The organism is Allobosea rubneri (genome assembly GCF_032464875.1).
GTDB lineage: Bacteria > Pseudomonadota > Alphaproteobacteria > Rhizobiales > Beijerinckiaceae > Allobosea > Allobosea rubneri.
This window is the reverse complement of record NZ_JAWDID010000082.1, coordinates 1-18,120: the sequence shown is the minus strand read 5'-3', so window position 1 is coordinate 18,120 and position 18,120 is coordinate 1. Positions and strand designations below refer to the sequence as shown.

The window sequence follows — 18,120 nt, the reverse complement described above, 5'->3', positions numbered from 1 at the left end:
AAGCGCCAGACCATCCAGCAGAGACGCTTGCAGCATCAGCTGAAGGCCGCATAACCTCAAACCCAGATGAGCCAGAGCCTCCGTTCCTGAGACATCGAAACAGCCTCAAATCATCTGACGACGGACAGGCGGTTCCGGCCATCGCCGGGAAATTCGCTTTGCTCTCCTGTCGGCTGCGGCCGGTACATCCGCGGCAACGCTTCCAACTGGAGAGCAGGCAGGCATCGTCTCCGATGCCGCGCTTTCAACTAGGTGGGGTGGATTTGGTTCCCCTTCAAGAAACCCCGCCCGCGACTGCGCTGATAGCTGGGCAGCGGTTCCGATCTCAGCGGTCTTCGTCGCGCCTTTCATCCAGGGCCGCGCGGCGCCGTTCCCGAATTAGGTACACTACAAGGCCCCCACACGCCGCGCCGGCGCCTGCCGATGCCACAGCGGCCAGACGCCGAAGTGAGTATGGCGCTGGGTAGGGCGGGTTGCTGAAGGGGGACGCCTTCTCCAATTCCGTTCGGAGATCAGAGGTCCTCGGGCGACGCTGCAAGAACCAGGCGGCAGCTCCCAGCAACAGAGCCGCGATCAACAGACCACCGGCAATTGCGAGGCTTGCCGCCACGGGTCCGTACCGAAACGCCAGTGCCGCCCTCCCCGCATCCAAGGCGTACCCTGCCGCGAAGATGGCAACTAGGCAGCCGATTCCCACGAGCGAGTAAACAGTTACCGCGAGCTTCAAGGAGCCCGTGATCCGCGCCAGAACAAGGCCGACTAGGCCCGCCATCTCTATCTCGAAACCCAGATGCCGAGGACAAAGCCCGTCGCGGCCGCCCACCCCAATGCCCGAAACGGACGATCGCGGATCTCGTCGACAATCAGGCGGTGCAATTCGCTCGCCCGGTCGGTCACGACCTCCGCCAATTCATCCGTGTCTGCATTACGGCGTTGAAGATCGGACGCGCCCTCCCCTTTGGAGTGATCAGCGTCGGCGCTTTGCGACATGGCCTTGAAGCCGGTTTCTGTTTGCATGGGGTCGATCCTTTTGCGCCGAGCATGGAGGCTGCGGATCAACCGTGGAGGAAGCGATCTGTTCCTAATCGGGCGGACACGATGTCCGCCCGCGGCTTAAATTTCGATGGCCTACGTCTGCCGAACTACGCACAGCCCTCGAAAGGTCGGATACGCCCGTGAAGCGACCGAGCTAACTAGTGCCGGCCGACAAAGCCATTCGGCGCGAGCGCATCGTAGAAGACCTGCGCAGCGGCAATGATCTTGGGGGACAGGCTTCCGTCTGCGATCGCCCGCCACGGAACATCGCTCGCGAACCAACTGCCCTCCATTGAGAACAGAGCATCCTGCACATCTGGGATCCTGTGCCATGGCCAGACGTGACTCTGACGTCCCCTGCCGAAGGCTTCGGTAATTAGGGCAGCAGCAGGCAGATAGTCCGCGTGACCGGGCCCAATACCCCAAATGCCAAAGCAGCTTTGCGAGCGGCGTTCATCACCGAGTCCAGCCGGAATTTAAGTTCGTCATTCGCGCCATAGCGGATGCTGAACCCCGACCATTGGATCACTGACCGCTTCTCGGGCAGGAGCGTCCAGCCTCTGGCAGCTGCTAGGACCGCAATCTCCTCGCGAAGCCTGGTAATCAGTCGCTCGCGAAGAGCGTCAGCTGCAGCGATGATGTTCAGCGCCGAGCTCACGCGATCCGGCGACGAGACGATATCCGAGACAAGCTGCTCGCTTAGTGCCACGGTCTTCTCCCCCTTGGTGAATCGACGTCGGATATGTCTCTCGAAAAATGCGATGAAATCGCGCACGCGAGGGGCGAGGCACAAGCCGCGACATGCCTCCAGCCAAGGCAACAGATCCGCATAGCCTTTCAGGATCAGTTGACCGCTCTGACGCCGTCGCTCGGCCTCCTCAGCACCAACGCTTTCAAGCGAAGGGCCGCTACCATCGCCCGAAAGATAGAGCAGGTGACCTCCCGACTGATAATGTCGATCCAGATGAGTGAAATAGTCTTGGACTTGTCCCCGTTGATCGGCGGCGCTGGGCTTGTTCTCAATCGCGATCGCTCGGTCGTGGCAGGCAATCAAAACATCGATGCGCCGGAGCTGCATCAGCCGCGGCGTCGGCGCTTCAAGCGTAACCCGAGCTGACGCGCAGTGACCGGGTTGCCAGGGAATGCCAAAAGCTGTGACGAAGGCCTCGAGAAACCGTTCGCCTTGCGCGTGGGTCCCGTTGGGATCGAGCAACCAGCCAAGGATCCGCGACAAACCCAGTTCGTCGCTTTCGACAAAGGAAAAGGGCGTGAATGCAGGTGCAATGGATTGGGCCGCCTGCTTGTTCTGGGCCTCAAGCGTCGCGATCAATCCAGTAATGTCATCAAGCATAGCAATGTCGTTCATGCGCCCGCCCTGCCCTCATTCGACGCCGCGTGGCGTACGATTTTATGCTGCAAGGTCCGCGTTTCTTTTCGCAAGCGCTGAGCGAGCAAATAGTCCCCCGATGGGGTCTCCTTCCACTGCGATTTCGATGCGGCGATGAAAAAGTTGGTCCCCTCAAGCCAGTCGGCGAGGGAGCGAAGCAGACCGGAACGGCCTGATCTTAAATAGGGGTTTCAGATTGCCTTGATGGATCATTGCTGAGCTCCGTGGGTCGGACCACAGAACCGTGCGAGCCGCCTCAACTCACCCGCCCCGATCTGAATGACTTAGACCCGAGGCCCGCGAGCAACTCATTGACACCTCGACCTGTCGCTGCGAACCCGCCTTCCTTTCGGGCCATTCGCTTGCGACCGTTCGCCCTGTCATGTCGTATCGAGCGCGCTCTTGCCAGTTGGGACCGCTTTGTCTTGCCGTGGTGGCCTTTGTGGTGGCCGACACCGCGCACGGCCAGGCACGCCATCCTGTCGCGGAGGTTTATTCGAAGATTCCGGCTTACGACGAGTACGGCAGAGACCAAATCTCGATGTTCCGGGCGTGGAACCCGGACCCCATCGCCAATCACCGCGCCAATCTGAAGGCGATCGACCCAGTTCTCGCGCGGATTGTCGTGAATGCTCAGGCAGCCTTACCAGATCTACGCTTCGTCATCGGCTCTGGGTGGCGCGATCGAGCCAAGCAGCGCCAGGCGGTCCTCTGGGGGTGGTCGCTCACCCGAAATACCGCTCATCGCTCCGGTCGCGCCGTCGATCTTTGGCCGCTTGATGATCGAGGGCACATCGTTTTTGACGCCGCCCTTCAGAACCGAATTGCCGCAGCGATGAAGACCGCCGCCTCGCGGGCTGGTGTCTCGATCAGCTGGGGCGGACACTTTCGGGGCTATTCCCGGCAGGACCGCTCACATTTTGAGATCAATAGGCTTCGGCGCCCCTGACGTTTCCTTTTGCGACACTCGGTTTGCCGGCCTCGGTGTCCTTGATGGTTCGAAGGCTTTGTCTTACGTTATACGGATCGATCGAAGGGAGGTATGAAAATGTCGCAAACTGCGACCCTGTCGTCCAAATTCCAGATCTCAATTCCGAAGGCGATCCGCACGGCTCAGCACTGGGAGGCAGGATTGACCTTTGCCTTCATTCCGAAGGGGACTGGTGTCCTGCTAGTTCCGGTGCCGAGGCGCGAAACGCTTGCCGGAATGGCTAAAGGCGCATCGACAACTAACTATCGCGATCCCTCGGACCGCTTCTGATGCGCCTGATCGATACCTCCGCCTGGATCGAGTGGCTCGTCGGGTCACCGACTGGTCAAGCTGTCGCCAAACTGCTTCCCGAACAAGCGGAGTGGGTGGTGCCGACGATGGTGCAACTTGAGCTCGCGAAATGGCTCGTGCGCGAGGTCGGCGAGGACAAAGCCGATCAGGTGATTGCCTACACGCAGCTTTGCAGCATTGTACCGCTCGACACCGAAATCGCGCTTGTGGCGGCAGAAGCCTGCCGCACCCACAAGCTCGCTACGGCCGACGCCATCGTCTTCGCCACCGCCCGGGTTCATAATGCTGATCTCATCACCTGCGATCAGCATTTCGATGGACTGCCCGGCGTGACCCTGATTGCGAAAATCAAGATCTAGGACGATGGTTCGACCGCAATCGACCGGGCGGCCCTGGCGATAAGAGTTTGCCCTGCACCCCGCCCCTAGGATGCTGCCCGTTGGAACATTGCCTGCCGGGTACAGTTCTTCGGGCACAGGGATAGCGAGGGGCAACCTTCGGCTTCACCGCGCACGAAGGAACATCCAATGCTCAGGAATGCCATCTTTGCCGCCGGTCTCGTCTTGTTGCCGGCGACCGCCATGGCCCAAAACCAGGGCCAGCCCAATGGTTTGCCGGAGCCCCCGTCGATCCGTAGCGAACTCGCGCCGCGCTTCAAGCAGTATGTGGTCACGCAGCGCCCCACTTCGTACACATATGCTGAGCCGCTTGCGGTCGGCACCGTGCTTCCACAGCAGGGCGTCGTGTATGGCGAGGTGCCCGCCGAGTACGGAGTGAGCGGCTACCGGTATTCTGTTGTGAACAATCGCACGGTGCTGGTCGATCCGAATACTCGTCGTGTTGTGCAGATCATCGAGTGACGATGGCCGCAACGCCTGCTGAATAATTCAGCATAGTCCCGCTTCTTCGGGAGCGGGACTCTCAGCGGTACGAGAGATCGAACGACCGCCTGGCGGCAGGAAGCAGGACGGACAAGCTCGCGACCGATTAGGACGAGTCGACGTCGTCGCCGGAACTCCGGTGGCGCTGTTACGAAATGGGATCTGGCCTTTGGGGTGCGTCCCCAACACGGGTCAAAGCCATGACCAGTTTACCATCGAGAGATATGGCGAAGAGTGGGCTGCTCGGGATGCGACGGGCGCCAAGTATGGTCAGTCGGCCGATCTCTTCCGGGCGATAGAGGCAGCGGAGCGATTGGCAAGGCGGATCGGCGCAAGGGTTGTCTTGAGCCGCGAAGCGCAAAACTGTCTGCTTTCTACGAAACCCAGAAAGCCGGTTACCTGATCAGCACCCCTTGCTCGCGCGAATCGGCCGCTCCCGCGTGGCTCCTATTTTCTGGGGGATCGCCTAGCGCTCGCCGCCGGCGCAACCAGTCCAGCCGTGACATTCGCGGGAACCCATTTCTTTCCTACGGTAGTGCCGAGAGGAGGAAGCCAATGGCCTTCACGATAAGAACCCAGGGCGACTACGAAAAAGCGATGCTCCGCATCCAGGAGCTTCGCACCCGCAGTCCCGCATCGGTCGCCGAAGAGAGCGAACTGCGCCATCTCCTGAGTGTCGCCGACGAATGGGATCGAACCACGGGCGGTGAAGCGGCTGGCGAAAGAAGTATCGCTGATGCACTGGCTCGGGAAACCGGCGCTGGTTTCGCTTTATGGATGGCAAAGCTATTCCCGGAACGTGATTGGGTGGCCGAGCTAGCCAGTTTAGTGGACCAGAAGCGGAGCTACGTCGAGCGGCATTTCCCGATCTCGTCGAAGCTGCGCAGCGGCTCGCGAATGCTAAATCTTCTTCAGGAGTGGAATAAACAAGTCCGCCCATCCGTTGGCTGAGCTTTCTGGGCTTCGGAAACGGTCGCGAACGGCACCGGTCAGCCATGCCGACGCCACCGGAGCATTCCTTGCAGCCAAAGCGCGCTCGTCGGCTGGGCCCTCAATCAAGACAACGTCCTTGATAAATCGGATTGTGGCGGCACGTGATCCTCCTCAAGCGGAAGCGCGGCGTCCAAGATCCGCGTTACGAGTGCGACGTCAGCTCCCTCTGCGCGAACAGAAACGACCGACCCACCGAGCTGATGGGCGCCAGCATGCTCTTCAGCCTCGCTCTGTGGCAAACCTGCGTCCATCAGTGCACCAAGCACACCTCCCGCTAGCGCGCCGGTCACGGCACCCGACAGGAACCATCCCGTCGCGATGATTGGTCCCGCGCCCGGTATGGTGAGCGCACCCAATCCGAGCGCAATTCCGGTCACCGCGCCCGCGGCGCCCCCTGCCCCCAGTCCTGCCGCAGTGTTGTCTTCTCCACCAGACTGCTGCCCAAGGATGCCGATCCGACCGGGTTTGATGCCGGCATTTGCAAGCCGCACCGCCACATTTCGCGCGTCCTCAAACGTTGCATAGCTTCGCGTGATCGTCTGGACTTCCAGCACGCACTACCTCCTATCGCGACGATGACCGGCTAACGCCCTGAGACCCATCGTTCAATCCCTTCGCACGATGGGCTACGGATCAACCGAACAGCGCGCGGCCTGTTCCTGGAATTATGACAGGCGCCACGGCCAAATAGGCTCGAGGCGGGCATGGATGCGTGGCTCCGCAGTGGTCAAGATACGCGCCACCGCTCGAGAATTTCGTCGGTGGGAGCGACCGCAATCTGCTGGCTGAAGCGCTGGCGAAATAGACCGAGAAGGGCGTCGTGTCCCTCGTCGGAGTAACTGCACACAGCGTCCGTCGCGATCACCACTTTGAAGCCGTGGTCGACCGCACCTAGCGCGGTTGAGAGCACGCAGACGTCCGTCTCGGCGCCTGACAGGATGACTGTGTCGACCGCCCGCTGGCGCAGATGAGTGACCACTCGCCTGCTCGCAAACGCCGAGTAGACGGGCTTGTCGAACACATGGGCGGGCGGCGCGTAGCCAGCCAGTTCTGGGACAAGATCTAACAGACCGGGATCGAGCCGATCACGTGTCGTTTGCGGCCAGCGGCAATAGAAATCCCGCCAGGCTCCGACCGCGTGGTCCAATGTGGCGGGCGTGATGAACCGCGTGAAAATAGTGGCCGACGGGCAGTGGTCTGCCAAGGCGATGCATTGCGGTAGCACACGAGCCATCCACGGGGTCAGCCACGGCCCTTCGGGACCGAACAGCCTCTGCATATCGACGCACAAATGAACTGTGCTGGTCGCCAGATTTGGGAGCTTATCGCCCACTCGCTCTGTCCCCGAAATGCGCATTGCCCCTGGAAATTGCCTCGGCTCAGAATGCGAATTGCAGCCGACGTCGCGCGATCATGTCACTCCCGGGACGCTGCAGTTCGACTTCGTACGAGCTCGCTTTGCTCGTCGCTCATAGTCGTCGCGGATTGTCGCGAGCTTCTCTTCGTCGAGCTCCTCAAGATCCATGAGCTCCTCACGCGCCCCTTCGACCTTGGAAAGCAATTCGTCGAGCTTGATCTGCATCGCGGCAGTGTCGCGGTTCTGGCTGTTTTGGATCACGAACACCATCAGGAACGTCACGATCGTGGTCGAGGTATTGATGACAAGCTGCCAAGTGTCGTTGAAGCCAAATAGCGGGCCGGAAAGCGCCCAAGCAACGACAACGCCGAGCGCCGCAAAGAAGGTGACGGGCTTACCGGCGTAGCGCGCGACGTTTTGAGAAAGCCGCGTGAAGAACGATGAGTTTCCAAGATCGGAAATCGGGTCTGATTTGTCGGGCATAGTTGCCTCGGAGTGTGAAAGAGGTGGCTCCGGCACGCCGCCGAAGCCACCCGGAAATCAGGCCGCCTTGGCCTGAGCCTGCTTGTTGATCTTGCTTTCGGCGAGCTGGGACAGCGTTTGGTCCGTCTTCATTTCCTCGGTGAGTGTCTGGTCCAGAAGTTTGGCGGCGTTCGCCATTCCCAGTTGCTGGGCCCAGGCCTTGAGCGTGCCGTAACGAGAAATCTCGTAGTGCTCCACCGCCTGCGCCGAAGCGAGAAGGCCAGCGTCGAGGGCTGGGCTGCCTTCGAACTCCTCGATGATCGACTTGCCCTCTTCGATGATACCGAGGATGGCGTCGCAGGTTTTGCCGCGCGGCGCCTTGCCGACGATCTCGAACACGTCGGTCAAGCGCTCGACATGCATTTCCGTCTCATCCCGGTGCTTTTCGAACGCCTGCTTCAGTTCAGGGGCAGTCGCTGCCTTAGCCATTTTCGGCAAGGCTTTCAGGATCTGCTTCTCGGCGTAATAGATGTCCTTGAGGGTATCGAGGAAGAGGTCGTTCAGGGTTTTCGGATCGTTGGCCATCGTCACTCTCCATGGGTGGACCGTGGCGATGAAACCGGTGTGTCAGCGGCATGTTCCAGCCCAGGTTGGTCGCTGGCTCGAGGCCATTGTCGGGCAACTCCGCGAAGCTCGTAAAAGGCTGGGAACGCTTGTCGGCTTGTGACGTTCGGAACCATGGCGGGGGCCATCCGCTGGAGAACGTCATGAAAGCCCTCTGCTGGCACGGCAAGAGCGATATCCGCTGCGAAACGGTGCCTGATCCGCAGATCCAGAACCCGGGCGACGTAGTGATCAAGGTCACCGCCTGCGCGATCTGCGGGTCCGATCTCCACGTCTACGATGGCTATACGCCGAGCATGGAAGCCGGAGACGTTCTGGGTCATGAGACCAAGGGCGAGGTGGTCGAGATCGGCAGTGGTGTTCGCAACCTCAAGGTCGGCGATCGCGTGGTCGTGCCTTTCAATATCGCCTGCGGCGACTGCTTCTTTTGTCGAAAGCAGCTGTTCTCGCTTTGTGACCGCTCCAACCCGAATGCCGACGAAGCCAAGAAGGCCATGGGCCAATCGCCTGCCGGCCTGTTCGGCTACTCTCACATGCTGGGTGGCTTCCCAGGCGGGCAGGCAGAGTTTCTGCGAGTGCCTTACGCCGATGTCGGCCCAATCAAGATCCCGACGGGCATCCCTGATGAGCAGGTGCTTTTTCTCTCGGATATCTTCCCGACGGGCTACATGGCGGCGGAGAATGCCGAAATCGAGGAGGGCGACACTGTCGCCGTCTGGGGCTGCGGGCCCGTCGGCCAGTTCGCGATCCAGTCAGCCTGGATGTTCGGAGCAGGACGCGTCATCGCCATCGACAACGTTCCCGAGCGATTGGCACTGGCTGCCTCTAAGGGGCGAGCTGAGATCATCAACTTCGATGACGGCCCGGTCTACGACAGGCTTATGGAAATGACGGCTGGGCGGGGCCCGGATCGCTGCATCGAAGCAGTCGGTGCCGAGGCGCACGGCAGCGGATCAATCGATGCCATCGTCGACAAGATCAAGGCTGCGACCTATCTCGCGACCCATCGTCCGCATGCGCTCCGGGAGGCAATGATGTGCTGCCGCAAGGGCGGAACGATCTCCATGCCCGGCGTTTATTTCGGTTATCTCGACAAGATCCCGATGGGCGCTTTCATGAATAAGGGACTGACGCTCAAAACTGGTCAGACGCATACGCACCGCTACCTCGCGCCGCTGCTCGAGAAGATCACTTCCGGGGAAATCGACCCTTCCTTTGTCATCACGCACCGGGCCGGACTCGAGGACGGCCCGGGCCTGTACAAAACATTTCGCGACAAGGAGGACGGCTGCATCAAAGTCGTGCTCACCCCGTGAACGAGGGCCATCACATGCGACAGGCAGTGGGAAAGCTCGCGCTGGTTACCGGCGCGTCGAGCGGCATCGGCTTCGACCTGGCGCGGCTCGCTTCTGCCGACGGCTTCGACCTGATCATCGCGGCAGACTAAACAGACATTCACGAGGCAGCCGTCAAACTGAAGGCGAATGGCGCCAACGTGGTCTCGATCGTCGCCGATCTCAGTGACGAAGAGGGCGTGGAATTGCTGTGGGCCGAGGTCGAAAAGGCGGGCCGTCCCGTCGACGTGCTCTTCGCCAACGCCGGGCGCGGTCTCGGTCACGGCTTTCTCGATCAGGACGACGCCGAGTGGTTGCGCGTAGTCGACACCAATATCGTAGGCACGCTGTTGCTGCTGAAGAAGGTCGGCCGACAGATGCGGGATCGTGGCGACGGCCGCATCCTGATTACGGGATCGATCGCCGGCTTCATGCCGGGCACCTTCCAGGCGGTCTACAATGGAACCAAGGCCTTTATCGATTCCGTCACCCCAGCCGAAATGCTGGCCAGACAGCATCGGAAGATGGCGGAACCCAACTCGGGAAATTGATGAAAGCACGCCTAGCTTGAGCGCTAAGCCGCTATCCGATCGCAGTATGGCTCACCGGCCGCGGCGTGCCATTCGTCTTTCTGACCGGCGCCCCAATCCGATCGGTCAAAGACCTTATCATGCAGCTTCTACGGGGTGCCAAGGGCGGTCGCGCGCTGTGTCTACTGCGGTTGCAAAGACTTGGCATGCTTCAGGTCAGCTTGAGCCATCATGGCCTGCAATTTGGCCATAGCTTCCGCGGGGAGCCAGAGCGAAACGTCCGCTCCCTCTCGCACCTTCATGCTGATAATCGAGCCCTCGCTGGGATCGGCACTGACGGCGATATTCAGCACATCGAGAATGATGAAAACGCGGGAAGGATCGCTGGGCATTGATGGCCTCGACTGCTGTTTAAGCGAGCGTATAAACATGCGTTCTGCAAGCTAGTTCCCTCAAGATCCCTGCGGGCCTCGACATGTTCTCGGACCGCGTCAGGGCTTCGACCAGAAGCGACAGCGGGGCCTTCTCGACGGGGCCCTCCGGACGGCCGGAACGAGCTTGGATGTGCGCCGGTGCGACCCGCAGCTCAGCCATTCGTCGGGGGGCGCTTCTTCGATCAACCCGCGACGGGAGGGCCGTCGAGCTCCCCGCGATCACGCAGCGTCCGCGCGTCGGTGCCGTGCTGCGAACGCTCCAAGCCAGCGCGCTCGGACCGGGTAGAAATGAACTCGGCGTCATCATCCCCCCGCGATCTCGATCGCGTCCCGCCTCGTGATCCCAGGCCAGGTCAAATACCGCACGCGCCCGGGCTAGGACGATGCACGCGCCGCCTGCCGGGGTGAACAGTCCTCCCCCGCATTTGGAACGAAAGCGCATCGTCCGCGTTGGTCGGATGTCTTCCATGCACCCCTCCAACTATTGCCCCGCTGGCTCGCGCCGGCGGGGTTTTTCTGTCGAGCTGCTAATGAGCCCGCCCAGCGTGTGCTGCGACTCTTCGCCACCCGCAGTGCTGCATCGTTGCGATGACGCAACGGCTTTCTCGTAAGCGCCCTGATCACCTTATTTTAGGAGGGGCCCAATCTCGACTGCTTTACTGGTAACGAGCGCGATGCTCGGCGTTGCAGCCGTGTCCTGGTGGGCCTCAAGGCGTTGGCCTCTGTAGCCGCGCTATTCCGAGGGCGTGCGCCCAGTCCCGCTAACCGCGGGAACGGACGCCTTTGCGCTATCGGGCGCCGTGCGAGCTTCCGCACCGGCTACTGATGAAAGCTGCGACATCGGGCGCCAGCATGTCGCGTCTTTCCGCCCATGAAGCGAAGAGCCCTCGCGCTGTTTCAGTTTCGATGTCACCACGGACTGCTGCCAGACAGCCTTTGAGCGCCAGCGAATGAACGGCGTCGCGCTGTGAAGCAGGCCAGTCGGACAGGAACATGTAGGCCTCCATCGCCGATGAGACAGCGGTGGGGACACCGAACCGGGTCAGAACCACAACCGGCCGTTCGAATTGATCTGACAGAAGTGCCAAAGCCGTATCCTCCTGTAGCAATTTGGGTTCAGAGCCGCAGCAGGGCAGGAGCTCCGGGCTGCAGCGCAGGAAGATTTATGGGTAGTGGCAATCGGTTCAAGGGGGCGGCCGCTGGCTGCTGAGCGTCTGGCGGGAGCCCTCGCTCATTGAGAACGCGCCGGCGTGGCGAGGACGGTCTAACCGGTTACGGATGGCTTTGAGCCCTCCGGTCGACACTTCGAGGTTAGCCAACCGCGTCGACGCGGTTTGGGACGTCTCCTCGGAACAGTTTGTTGGAGGCCGGGTTACCTCGGGAGACAAGGAGTTGAGCCATGAGCAAGCACCCACCCATCCCACCGGCCAACCGTAGCGATAAGGGCCCTGGCGAGCCGGACCATCAGGGCAAGGATCCGCACAAGTCCGAGCCGGTTGAGCGCCCCGCAAACGCTGCCTCGCAAGGCCAGCAGGGCAACACCAAGATCAATACCACCCATCAGGGCCACCAGCAGGACCGATGAGCGGAGGCAGACATGTCAACCTCAACAAAGTCACCAAATACCATCAGGCAGGGCGGACCCGGCGCCTCTCACGAGAACGCCAAGGCTCCGAAATCGGTCTCCAAGCCGCCCGCCGACAACGATCAGCGTCGCCATTCGCAGGTTTCTGGTGGCGGCGGGGAGCGCGATAAGCACCACACCCATGACCCCGAACAGAAGGGTGGTGGCTCGCGTCCAGCAAGCTGACTTATCGGTGCTAATGAGCGCTGCAATTGCCCGGTCTTCTCGCGCAAGGCCGGGCTCTTTCGTTGTCGGAACCCTTTCGGCCCCGAAGCTGTTCAAGCTGTGGTGGGGGTACAGGGGTCGAGCCATGCCTAAATATCGCTTCACGACCGACGACGGAGAGAAGTTCGACGCGAGTAAAGAGCGCCTGACGATGCCAAATGACAAGGCTGCGTCGGAAGAAGCTCAGCGGGCACTCGCCGATATGGCGAATGACAGACTGCCCGATGGATCGCATCTCGATATGCGAGTCTCTGTCGAAGATGAACATGGCCAGGTGGTCTATCAGGCGTCGCTGAAATTCAACGGCGAGAGCGCCGACGACATGCGGAAGAAAGCCGCAAAGGCTGCCAGCCAGTCGATGAACGGAAACCACAGGGCGCCGAACGAGAACTGAGGTAAGGCCAGCGGCCTTCGCTGCATTTCATCACCCGTCCGGTAATTCCCAGACATGATCGATCCGGCGCCCGTCGCGCAGGATTAGTGTTCCATTTCCGGTGAAAATAGCGTGTCTCCGCCCGGCGGCTTCAATGCGAGCCGCGGCGGTCGTTTCCAAACGTGGCACGGAGATAACTGCGCAGCCATGAACTTCTGCACCCCTCCCGCAAATCACTTTCGAAAGCGGTGGGGTTTGACGGAACAGCGATCGAAGCGCGGCGTTGACCTCCTGGCGCTCAATCCTTGAGCGCTCGCCCCCGCCGATCGAGCGAGCCGCGGATGTACCGGTCACCCGTTTGCGCGGGAGGTGTTGGCCTGGCCTGCCCAATTGGATGACGGCCATGGATGAAGCTCGCATTACAGCTATTGCACGGGCTCTTTGCCGGTCCGCGGCGATGTCACCGGCCGTGCAGCCGATGCCCGCCTGGGAGCGCTTCCGCGGAGCGGCCCAGAATTACTGCGAAGCCCGCTCACTTTTCGTCGATGCGAAACAGTCCGCTGCGCGACCAGCCTCGAAATGTACGCTGGCGGGTTGATTGTCTTTGAGCCGACCAGACTGGTTGAAGGAACCCGGGACCGGCTAGGCCGTTGACCACAGGGGTAATCTGATGGAGGCATCGATGCGTGACGGTGAAGGCAATAAGCTCTCCCCGGAAGAGAAGCAGCGGACCCAGTCGATTCAAGGCGCGCCCGACAAAGGCTCGCTGAACAAGGTCTCGATCAGCCCGGATGCGGTCAAGGACACGGGCGAAGCCGACAAGCCCAGGGAGAAGCTTCCGGACAATCCTGCGGGAGGAATCGGGGAGTAGGCCCGCTCATGGGCTTGCCCACATCTCAAACGGCCCGACAGTTTACGAATCGGCTGCAAGACGCCGGCGCGCAAAGCCCAGGCTACCGCGATATTGTGTCGGCCGAGGAACGCAAGGCCGCGGTCAATCTGATCCAGTATCTAACAGAAACTGAGAGCTGCGCCGACGAAAGGCTGAGGAGGCTCGCCGCCGCTGTGGAAGCGTGGGACATAAAGGGCTCTCAGCAGGTCACTTCGGGCTGATTTCGGCGACGCCGATATGAGCCGTGACGAAATGGTCGTGCGCATCGCCATGCTTGAGGGGATTGTGTTCGCATGAGGCGTCAGACGTGCATGCTCATCGAGAACCATGACGAATACGAAGCCGCTGCTGCGCGCGCCAATGCGTTGAGCGACGCTCCGGAAGGCTCTGAGGCAGCTGAAGAGTTGGCGGAACTCGTCGCGGCACTTCGCGAATGGGACGCCCGCCGCGAGCCTGCAAGCGAAGGGCAGGAGCATAATCCATCCCCCAGCACCAATCAGAGGCCCGACGATCTACCGTTTTCGGGGCTCCCTAGGAATCTGGGGCGAGAGTGAGGCGTGAGCAATCCGCCTCACAAACTCAGGGAGATCAGCCGTGACCAGCACCGACAAAGACAAGACCGCCGGACAGCCGCGCCGGAGCAGCGACAGCCGGCCGCGACCGGGGACGGGAGTTCCGGAAGCGGAAACGACCAAGACAGATCAGAACGACAGCACGGGAGGGCCCGCGAAAGGTCACCCGAAGCCGTCGGAGTCGTGGAGCCCTATCGATCCGGGACGCCCCACCAAGCGCGACTGAGCGTTGGAACCGGCTGCGGATAAAGCTCGAGTCTCGCCTTGATCCTCGTGCAAACCGATGCCGGCGACCTGTCCAACGACAGATTGCGTTGGGGAAGCCTCCCGTGCACGCGAAACTGGGTTGCGTGCCCACCAAAGGCGTGCCCTACGCCATGACCCCAACTTGCGAAGACCGTTCGCGCTCGATTTCGTCCAACGACATCACCCGCCCGGTTATTCCCAGATACCTGTCGCTGTGATGCATGACGGCAAGCCGGACCGTAGTGCCATCATCGCATTCCATCTTCAGCCGGCCGAAGAAGGCGGACGGATCGACCGCGCTGGTATCGCAGCGAAGAAAGCCAACTCTGAGATCGTCGTAGACTGCAGCGAACTGATAGGCGAGCTCAATCCTGCGCCCGTCGCGCAGGACTAACATCCCTGTCCCGGTGATCATGGCGTGTCCCCACCTGGCATCCTCATGCGGGCCGCGGCAGTCATTTCCAAAAAAGGCATGGATACAATTGCCCCGAGATTGAACGCGGATTGCTGACGCACTGCAATTTCTTTTGATGCCTTGCCCTTCAGAGAGCCTGTAGGCTGATCTCGGCATAGCAGCATTCAACCCTCGCTCGCTGGCGCCCGCCGAACGAGCAAGCCGCGGCAGAGCTATTGAAGGGTTCAGCCGTCCTAGACGAGGCCGACCGGAACGAATCCGTAGCCGAGTTGTTGCGAGTCTCATGTGAGGAGTTGCGTCAATGTGTGCTCAGCGGATCTTGCGTGCCGGCCCGGCTGCCGACGTCGTCAGAAGCCGGCCTGGCAGACAACAGGACGATCGACAGGGTTCTCTCGAACTCGATCTCCCGGTAGCCGCCGAGACCAGCGCAGAGCGCGCGATCTACCGACTATCGCGAGAGGTTGCTGACCTGCGCATGAAGCTCGCCGGAGCTGGACCATCCGAAGGCAGCGATGACCTCACATACCGCTCATACAACTCAGCAAGAGGCTGGATCGACGCTGTCGACCCGATCGCTCTTATGGCCCGCCAGTTTGCTCGTCGCCTCGCTGAGGTGAAATGCATCCGACACCTGGGCCCCGCCGGCGATGCGACCGAAGGCAACGCCCAAGCCGTCAACTCCCACATCGCCGTGATCGCGGAAGAGGCAGACAATCTAATCGCTGCTCTAATCGAGGATGCGGAGGCATCGGGCCTTGAGGCTACCGGCGCTTGGATGAAAATCCCGCTTGTAGAATGCCGAGAGTTCGAGCCGATCGAACGGGATCCGGAACTCGAGCGGTCGGATGACGAACTGGACCAGAAGCTCAACTCTTAGCCCTATCGGATCGGCGCCCACGGCGGTGTCAGCCGTAGGTCGAAATTACATACCTATCGAACCATCCGGAATTTCGGAGGTTTAGACTTCATCGCCAATGGGAGAAGACGGTCATGGCTACGACGTTGCGCGGGCTATTTGATACGAGACGGGACGCGGAGATGACAGTCGAGCGTTTGGTCCAGGAACACGGGATCGACCGGGCCGATATTTTGATCGCCGCGGCCGGACCATCGAACACGGCGGGCGAGAGAGTGGCTGGAGCGGATGCCAAGGCTGGGGAACTAAGCAGCGCAACCAGGAGCGACGCCAAACTGGACGGGCCGATCGAGGTTGCCGTGGATATCGAGGATGCCAACAAGGCCGCGTCCGTGCGCGAGAGCATCACCGAATTCGGTAAGGCCGCGTGAAACTAATTCGGACGCGAGGCCGATCATTTCAGACGATAGACACTTACCCCGTCCGCGCTGTCGCGCAGTCCCTTGAAGGACGCGTGACGGAGCTTCTCGTCATGGGTCCAGCCGCGGAAGGCAATTTCCGCGGCGATCGTGGGCTTGGTCCAGACGATCCCTTTGCCAGTGATGCCGCGCGCCGGCGGCGACGCCGTCTTGATCCGACCAAGATTCCCGCGCAGCTTCGTCGCCGAACGATCGGAAAATCCAGTGCCGACGCTGCCCACATAGGTAAGTCCGTAGTTGCCATGTGCGGCGAGCAGCACTCGACCGATGCCGCCAAGCGCCGCACGCGATGACTCATAGCCAATGATCAGGAAGGTTTCGGACTGGACGCATTTGATCTTGAGCCAGTCGCCATCGCGGCCGGGCCGATAGGGTGCGACTCGCCGCTTGGCGATAATTCCCTCGAGGCCCATCTCGCAAGCCTGCTCCAGGAAACGCGCACCGTCCCCCTCAACCTCCTCGCTGAGCAGGATCGCGTGATCGCTCGGCGAAGCAGAAACTCGAGCAGCTGCCGGCGCTCGTCGAGCGACATGCGTGTCAGATCGTGGCCATCGAGATAAAGCAGGTCGAAGGCGTAGAGGATGGCAAGATGCGCGCTGGCCTTGCCACCGCGCCCGCCCAGAGCCTTTTGCAGAGCGCTAAAGTCTGAGCGGCCTTCTGCGTCAAGCACGACCGCCTCGCCGTCCAGGATGAAGCTGTCGGCCGGAAGCCTAAGCCCAGCCTCCGCGATGGTCGGAAAGCGATGTGTCCAATCGTGGCCACCCCGCGTGATGATACGGAGCTCGGCGCCGCGGCGGTGGATCCCCAGGCGATAGCCATCCCATTTCACCTCGAAGGCCCATCCCTCTCCTCCAGGCGGCTTCTGCGTCAGCAGTGCCCGACAGGGCTCAACGCGATCAGGCATCGGATCGGTAAGGAGATCAACCTGCAGAACGCCGTTCAGGGCGGGGGCGACTGGCGCGCTCCGCAGCGCCTCGCCGCTCGGGACGGATCTCAGGAAACGCTGCGGAACCGCTCGTCTTGCCATACTGAACGCCACCCAACGCGACGCACTCTCACGATCCAACGTTGGCTGAAGAAGCGCGTTCCGGCGCGCGCAACTTCGTGACCCGCGAAGCGGGCCCAGCGCCGCATCAGAGGCGGCACCGGAAGAGCACATAAGGCCGTGCGAGCGGTTCAGTGCCGACGCGCGTCGACCACCTGGCAATCATCGCCGCGCTGCTGGCGGCAGATCTGAAGTGCCCGCAACTGCGCATGCTCGATCGTGGGGGTGGTCTTGGCGGAATAGCCACAGCTCTTGGTGCGTCCCTTGGCAAAACCCTTCGGACCAGGCGCAGCGTCATACTTCAAATATAGGGCTCGACATGACTGGCCCATGCCGGGCGGCATCGCGTTCGCAGGTGCAATAAAGACCACCCCCATGGAAGCAATGATGAGAGATATTATCTTCAAAATATCATCCTTCCTCTTAAAAGCCGCAACTGTCTTTCGCAAAAGATCCGACCGAGCGCAACTCTATACACATTGATGTATTATTTTAATTTACCGGCGGAGGGAATTGACCCGCTTGGGAAAATGGTTGGGACACAGGGAACCAGTTTTCCGCTGCCGCGTAGTAGATCCGCGTCGGAGGCAAGGATGAATATCGGCTCTCAATTCGAATGCGAGCTTTGCGGCTCGCCGGCTGTGTCACTTCCCGATCCACTCACCGAAAGTGGATCGGTTCGCTGCGGCGCGTGCGATGCCGAGATGGGGTCCTGGCTCGAATATAAGCTCCGTGTCGCTGGTGAGCTGCGACGGTTCGGCACGCCTGTTTGTGCGGATCCTATCAAGCTCGATGGAAGCTTGGAGTTTGTCACACGAAATGGACCGAGCGTGACGCTGGCATCACGGAGTCAAACTCTCCTTTGATCCCCGCCACGGGAGTTGAACCACCGCCTTGCTGTGACTAGTTTCCGCGGATGACAGACACGCCAAACATCGTTCGTTCCGACTGTCTGCCGTCAGCGCCCTTGAGACAGTTCAGGGGTTTTCGGGAAGGGAGGATTTCTGGATCATCGCAGCCATTTTGGAGCGCAGATGAGACAGAAATCCGGGCCGGAGAAAGCACCGGCAGAGC

Annotated in this window: 26 protein-coding genes and 1 pseudogene; 14 read left to right on the top strand and 13 right to left on the bottom strand. The window is 61.0% G+C overall.

From position 1 onward, the window contains the following. Window positions 1-774 precede the first annotated feature (774 nt). The 3 genes from RKE40_RS27965 to RKE40_RS27955 all read right to left on the bottom strand — a co-directional run bounded on the left by RKE40_RS27965 (window position 775) and on the right by RKE40_RS27955 (window position 2,401). Window positions 775-1,017 (bottom strand): hypothetical protein, encoded by a 243-nt coding sequence (locus RKE40_RS27965; protein WP_316021435.1) that lies wholly within the window; start codon window positions 1,015-1,017, stop codon window positions 775-777. A 176-nt stretch (window positions 1,018-1,193) separates the two neighbouring features. Beyond that, the gene (locus RKE40_RS27960; RefSeq protein WP_316021434.1) at window positions 1,194-1,349 is read right to left on the bottom strand and encodes a hypothetical protein; all 156 of its coding nucleotides are present in this window, start codon (window positions 1,347-1,349) and stop codon (window positions 1,194-1,196) included. A 62-nt stretch (window positions 1,350-1,411) separates the two neighbouring features. Continuing rightward, window positions 1,412-2,401 carry a PDDEXK-like family protein gene (locus tag RKE40_RS27955; RefSeq protein WP_316021433.1) on the bottom strand — a complete coding sequence of 330 codons (990 nt, stop codon included), beginning with the start codon at window positions 2,399-2,401 and terminating at the stop codon, window positions 1,412-1,414. A 466-nt stretch (window positions 2,402-2,867) separates the two neighbouring features. Here RKE40_RS27955 and RKE40_RS27950 point away from each other — a divergent pair, with 466 nt between their 5' ends. The 5 genes from RKE40_RS27950 (at window position 2,868) to RKE40_RS27930 (ending at window position 5,536) form a co-directional block, all read left to right on the top strand. Then, the gene (locus RKE40_RS27950; protein WP_316021432.1) at window positions 2,868-3,371 is read left to right on the top strand and encodes a M15 family metallopeptidase; all 504 of its coding nucleotides are present in this window, start codon (window positions 2,868-2,870) and stop codon (window positions 3,369-3,371) included. A gap of 93 nt (window positions 3,372-3,464) precedes the next feature. Next, a complete protein-coding gene (locus RKE40_RS27945) occupies window positions 3,465-3,683 on the top strand; it encodes an AbrB/MazE/SpoVT family DNA-binding domain-containing protein (protein ID WP_316021431.1) in 219 nt (72 codons plus the stop codon). Next, window positions 3,683-4,063, top strand: coding sequence for a type II toxin-antitoxin system VapC family toxin (locus RKE40_RS27940; protein WP_316021430.1), 381 nt, complete (start codon window positions 3,683-3,685; stop codon window positions 4,061-4,063). Before RKE40_RS27945 ends, RKE40_RS27940 begins: the two co-directional genes overlap by 1 nt. A 168-nt stretch (window positions 4,064-4,231) precedes the next feature. Beyond that, entirely contained in the window at window positions 4,232-4,564 is a 333-nt protein-coding gene (locus tag RKE40_RS27935; protein WP_316021429.1) for a DUF1236 domain-containing protein, read from the top strand. 576 nt (window positions 4,565-5,140) lie between these two features. Then, window positions 5,141-5,536 (top strand): hypothetical protein, encoded by a 396-nt coding sequence (locus RKE40_RS27930; protein ID WP_316021428.1) that lies wholly within the window; start codon window positions 5,141-5,143, stop codon window positions 5,534-5,536. 104 nt (window positions 5,537-5,640) lie between these two features. Here the strand turns inward: RKE40_RS27930 and RKE40_RS27925 are convergent, their stop codons facing one another. From RKE40_RS27925 to RKE40_RS27910, 4 genes are all read right to left on the bottom strand, one after another. Further along, on the bottom strand, window positions 5,641-6,132 hold the full coding sequence (locus RKE40_RS27925) for a hypothetical protein (protein WP_316021427.1): 492 nt from the start codon (window positions 6,130-6,132) through the stop codon (window positions 5,641-5,643). A 173-nt stretch (window positions 6,133-6,305) separates the two neighbouring features. Next, the gene (locus RKE40_RS27920; RefSeq protein ID WP_316021426.1) at window positions 6,306-6,911 is read right to left on the bottom strand and encodes a cysteine hydrolase family protein; all 606 of its coding nucleotides are present in this window, start codon (window positions 6,909-6,911) and stop codon (window positions 6,306-6,308) included. Window positions 6,912-6,989: 78 nt separating this feature from the next. Next, complete coding sequence (locus RKE40_RS27915; protein ID WP_316021425.1) at window positions 6,990-7,418, bottom strand: low affinity iron permease family protein; 429 nt, start codon at window positions 7,416-7,418, stop codon at window positions 6,990-6,992. 57 nt (window positions 7,419-7,475) lie between these two features. Continuing rightward, the gene (locus RKE40_RS27910) at window positions 7,476-7,982 is read right to left on the bottom strand and encodes a YciE/YciF ferroxidase family protein (RefSeq protein ID WP_316021424.1); all 507 of its coding nucleotides are present in this window, start codon (window positions 7,980-7,982) and stop codon (window positions 7,476-7,478) included. A gap of 182 nt (window positions 7,983-8,164) precedes the next feature. On the opposite strand from RKE40_RS27910, the gene RKE40_RS27905 reads away from it, so the two are divergent. Further along, window positions 8,165-9,337 (top strand): zinc-dependent alcohol dehydrogenase, encoded by a 1,173-nt coding sequence (locus RKE40_RS27905; protein WP_316021423.1) that lies wholly within the window; start codon window positions 8,165-8,167, stop codon window positions 9,335-9,337. 14 nt (window positions 9,338-9,351) lie between these two features. Further along, window positions 9,352-9,840 (top strand): annotated as a pseudogene (locus tag RKE40_RS27900) (SDR family NAD(P)-dependent oxidoreductase); the annotation flags it as partial. Window positions 9,841-10,067: 227 nt separating this feature from the next. Here the strand turns inward: RKE40_RS27900 and RKE40_RS27895 are convergent. Beyond that, window positions 10,068-10,277, bottom strand: coding sequence for a hypothetical protein (locus RKE40_RS27895; protein ID WP_316021422.1), 210 nt, complete (start codon window positions 10,275-10,277; stop codon window positions 10,068-10,070). 830 nt (window positions 10,278-11,107) lie between these two features. Further along, complete coding sequence (locus tag RKE40_RS27890; protein ID WP_316021436.1) at window positions 11,108-11,371, bottom strand: DUF982 domain-containing protein; 264 nt, start codon at window positions 11,369-11,371, stop codon at window positions 11,108-11,110. Window positions 11,372-11,718: 347 nt separating this feature from the next. On the opposite strand from RKE40_RS27890, the gene RKE40_RS27885 reads away from it, so the two are divergent. From RKE40_RS27885 to RKE40_RS27865, 5 genes are all read left to right on the top strand, one after another. Beyond that, complete coding sequence (locus RKE40_RS27885) at window positions 11,719-11,904, top strand: hypothetical protein (RefSeq protein WP_316021421.1); 186 nt, start codon at window positions 11,719-11,721, stop codon at window positions 11,902-11,904. A gap of 12 nt (window positions 11,905-11,916) precedes the next feature. Beyond that, window positions 11,917-12,129 (top strand): hypothetical protein, encoded by a 213-nt coding sequence (locus tag RKE40_RS27880; protein ID WP_316021420.1) that lies wholly within the window; start codon window positions 11,917-11,919, stop codon window positions 12,127-12,129. 124 nt (window positions 12,130-12,253) lie between these two features. Beyond that, entirely contained in the window at window positions 12,254-12,562 is a 309-nt protein-coding gene (locus RKE40_RS27875) for a DUF6894 family protein (protein ID WP_316021419.1), read from the top strand. 661 nt (window positions 12,563-13,223) lie between these two features. Then, entirely contained in the window at window positions 13,224-13,412 is a 189-nt protein-coding gene (locus RKE40_RS27870) for a hypothetical protein (protein WP_316021418.1), read from the top strand. 332 nt (window positions 13,413-13,744) lie between these two features. Then, window positions 13,745-13,987, top strand: a complete 243-nt coding sequence (locus RKE40_RS27865) for a hypothetical protein (protein ID WP_316021417.1) — start codon at window positions 13,745-13,747, stop codon at window positions 13,985-13,987. Window positions 13,988-14,375: 388 nt separating this feature from the next. Here the strand turns inward: RKE40_RS27865 and RKE40_RS27860 are convergent, their stop codons facing one another. Further along, the gene (locus RKE40_RS27860) at window positions 14,376-14,666 is read right to left on the bottom strand and encodes a hypothetical protein (protein WP_316021416.1); all 291 of its coding nucleotides are present in this window, start codon (window positions 14,664-14,666) and stop codon (window positions 14,376-14,378) included. 475 nt (window positions 14,667-15,141) lie between these two features. Between RKE40_RS27860 and RKE40_RS27855 the strand changes: the two genes are divergently transcribed. Then, window positions 15,142-15,543, top strand: coding sequence for a hypothetical protein (locus tag RKE40_RS27855; protein WP_316021415.1), 402 nt, complete (start codon window positions 15,142-15,144; stop codon window positions 15,541-15,543). Window positions 15,544-15,656: 113 nt separating this feature from the next. Beyond that, window positions 15,657-15,953, top strand: coding sequence for a hypothetical protein (locus RKE40_RS27850; RefSeq protein ID WP_316021414.1), 297 nt, complete (start codon window positions 15,657-15,659; stop codon window positions 15,951-15,953). 23 nt (window positions 15,954-15,976) lie between these two features. On the opposite strand, the gene RKE40_RS29860 is transcribed toward RKE40_RS27850, so the two are convergent. The 3 genes from RKE40_RS29860 to RKE40_RS27840 form a co-directional block, all read right to left on the bottom strand. Next, on the bottom strand, window positions 15,977-16,414 hold the full coding sequence (locus RKE40_RS29860) for an ATP dependent DNA ligase (RefSeq protein ID WP_449249701.1): 438 nt from the start codon (window positions 16,412-16,414) through the stop codon (window positions 15,977-15,979). Continuing rightward, window positions 16,309-16,905: an ATP-dependent DNA ligase gene (locus RKE40_RS29855; protein WP_449249709.1), complete on the bottom strand. Its 597-nt coding sequence runs from the start codon at window positions 16,903-16,905 to the stop codon at window positions 16,309-16,311. The genes RKE40_RS29860 and RKE40_RS29855 overlap by 106 nt, the downstream gene beginning before the upstream one ends. A 272-nt stretch (window positions 16,906-17,177) precedes the next feature. Next, entirely contained in the window at window positions 17,178-17,351 is a 174-nt protein-coding gene (locus RKE40_RS27840) for a hypothetical protein (RefSeq protein WP_316021413.1), read from the bottom strand. Window positions 17,352-18,120: the final 769 nt, after the last annotated feature.